The following is a 2,585-nucleotide window of genomic DNA, read 5'->3' as shown; positions in this document are numbered from 1 at the left end:
CGAAGACTGATTCATTATGCACCCCCTCTTCAAATGGCGGGAAACAGCGATTTCTGATTATCGTCGTTGATGATACGCGGAGATTTGCGCGCCAAATCGGCCTTGATCCGTTCATCTTCAAGGTCGCTGGCGCGGATCTGGTAGGGCGCGCCGCGCATGACCTGCTCGGCTGGCAATATGCCGTCCCTGACGAAACGGCGGATTTTGACGTGCGACACGCCAAGCTTCGCGGCCGCGTCCGACATGGTGAGCCACTCGCCGTTCTTGTCGGAAGACCGATAGCCGCTGATCTTGTGCACCGTGCGCAGTGATTGGACGCGTCGCGCCGTCCAGGTCTTTCCCTGACCCGTCTTCATGCCCATGCGGTTGAGTGTGGACGCGATTTCGGCATCCGACCATCGCGTTGCCATGGATCGCATGACCGCCAGAGCCTCCTCAGGCGTACTCTGGCCATGCTCTCCGGATTTGGGCTTGCGAACCCTTACCTGGGAATGCTGGCCCCCATGCCAATGGATGGTCAGGATCACATCGCGCGCGTCGTCATCGAGGTCCGCCACAATGTCCTTGATGAGCGCGCGCAGCAGTTGCTGACGGCAGCGCATATCGACACCCGGCGCATTCCAGGCGGCTTCGAGATCCTGGGCGAGGCCGGTGAAGTCAGGGATCGCGTCGACAGGCTCCATACGCTGGACTTCGCTCAGCCGGGCCTCGCAGGTCTCCACGCGCCTGAGCGTAGCTTCCCAGTTCCTCTCGAGCTGGGCCGCAATAAGCCGGTTCTCCGGGTCGCAGGCGGCATAGCGGCGCTCGGCGAGCGATGCCTCATAGCGTGCCTGCTGCAGGTCCATCTCGATCATCTGCCGCCGCCTGGCTTCGCTCTCCAGCTGCATCTGTTCAGCCTCCAACGCCGCCTCGATCGCCATCGGCGCAACCGCCTCCAAGGCTTCTCGGGCCACCGCCGCATCGGTGCGAAAGCCGTTGAACGACATGCATCGCGCCTGCGCCATCATGGTGTTGCCCCGCTCGCAACGATAGACCGGGTAACCTTGGCCACGTCCGGCATACGTGACAACCAGTCTTCGCCCGCATCGACCACAGGAGAGAAGACCCGGGAGCAACGCGCGACCGCCGCGGCCCGACTTGACGCCGCCGGCTTTGCCATAGGCGTTGGCGGCGAGAAGTTCCTGGTTCCGTTGGTACTCGCTCCATCCAATATAGCCTTCGTGATGCTCCTTGAGCACCACCGCCCACTCGCTGGCCGGCTTGTAATGACCATAGCTCTTGCGGACGCGGCCATGCACGATCTCGGTGCGCTTCTCGCTCTTACCATAGACATAAGCGCCGGCGTAGAACGGGTTCTTCAGGACGGAGATCACGTTGCGGTAGCGGACCGGAACCCAGGCGAAGGACACCATCTTCTTGCCGTCGGAGGGTCTGGGGAAATGCACGCCATCGTCGATCATCGAGATCAGGACCTGGCGCGCACTGCCGAGTTCGCGGAAACGCGCGAATATCAGGCGAATGGTCTCCTGCAGGCGTATATCGGGATCGAACCCGAGACCGTAATCCCGGTGCCAGACGTAGCCGAAGGGCACAGAGATGCGCAGTTCGCCGCGCTGTGCCTTGGCGCGGGCGGCCTCGTACATGCGAGCACGCAGCACCCCGAGTTCGAACTCGCTTATGCTCCCCTTCATGCCGAGCAGCAGGCGATCGTTCGGCAGCCCCGGATCGTAGACCCCGTCCAGATCGATCACCCGTGCATCGACTTCGCCGCACAACTCGAGCAGCCGATGCCAGTCCGGTCCGTTGCGAGACAGGCGGGACGCCTCCAGGCAAAGCACAGCGCCCACATGGCCGGTGCACAGATCGTCGACCAGGCGCTCGAAACCGGGACGCTCCACAGCCCCGCTTGCGGTTCGTCCCAGATCCTCGTCGATTACCTCTACTTTGCTGAATCCCCAACGCCGCGCGACGTCGACAAGCTCATACTGCCGACGCTGGCTCTCAAGGTTGAGCTGGACCTGCGCCTGAGTGGATTGACGCACATAGACGATGGCCTTGCGCCTGAGGATGGTGGCCGGAATCAGATTACTGCTCGTCATCGCGGCTCTCCTCCGTCACGATGCCGGCGGCGGCCATCAGCACATTGGCGAGCCGGGCGATCACGATCGTTCGTTGCGCTGCGCTCAGCCCGACCAGCTTGTGCGAGTCGAGCGGCATGCTGAGCTGGCGAACGATCACGAGAGATCGTGTCGGTGGCGGCAAGGTCCTCATTTCGCGTCTCCCCAATGATGAAACCATCCGGAGAGCCTCGCCGGAAACGGCGCTGGATCAAGAGCTTGTTCAGTTCAAGCAGTGCAGCAAGCGACGCGCGCGGGGATCCCAGATCCATTGCTGCGCACGCCACGGGATCTATCATCCAGGCCGGCGCGGTAATGACATGCCCAGGCACGATGACGAGATGAACGATCCGACCGTTGGCGCGTTCTTCACTGTTCTCGCAGCGAAGCCGGCGTCCGAAATACGGATGCCAGCGATAATGGACTTCGACCTCCTGCCCAACATGGGCAGAATGACCCCGAGATTGC

2 protein-coding genes are annotated in these 2,585 nt (G+C 62.4%); both read right to left on the bottom strand.

Annotation, left to right across the window (positions count from 1 at the left end):
- Positions 1-29 precede the first annotated feature (29 nt).
- Complete coding sequence (locus D3227_RS40120; RefSeq protein WP_120019437.1) at positions 30-2,099, bottom strand: recombinase family protein; 2,070 nt, start codon at positions 2,097-2,099, stop codon at positions 30-32.
- Positions 2,086-2,271: a hypothetical protein gene (locus tag D3227_RS41430; RefSeq protein WP_147377831.1), complete on the bottom strand. Its 186-nt coding sequence runs from the start codon at positions 2,269-2,271 to the stop codon at positions 2,086-2,088. Before D3227_RS41430 ends, D3227_RS40120 begins: the two co-directional genes overlap by 14 nt.
- Positions 2,272-2,585: the final 314 nt, after the last annotated feature.

This window comes from Mesorhizobium waimense (genome assembly GCF_003601975.1).
In the GTDB taxonomy this organism is placed as follows: domain Bacteria; phylum Pseudomonadota; class Alphaproteobacteria; order Rhizobiales; family Rhizobiaceae; genus Mesorhizobium; species Mesorhizobium waimense.
This window is presented reverse-complemented; position numbering and strand designations above follow the sequence as displayed.

Excerpts from the sequence above, each read along its gene's own strand:
- D3227_RS40120 (WP_120019437.1), bottom strand. The coding sequence starts at position 2,099 with ATGACGAGCAGTAATCTGATTCCGGCCACCATCCTCAGGCGCAAGGCC.
- D3227_RS41430 (WP_147377831.1), bottom strand. The coding sequence starts at position 2,271 with ATGAGGACCTTGCCGCCACCGACACGATCTCTCGTGATCGTTCGCCAG.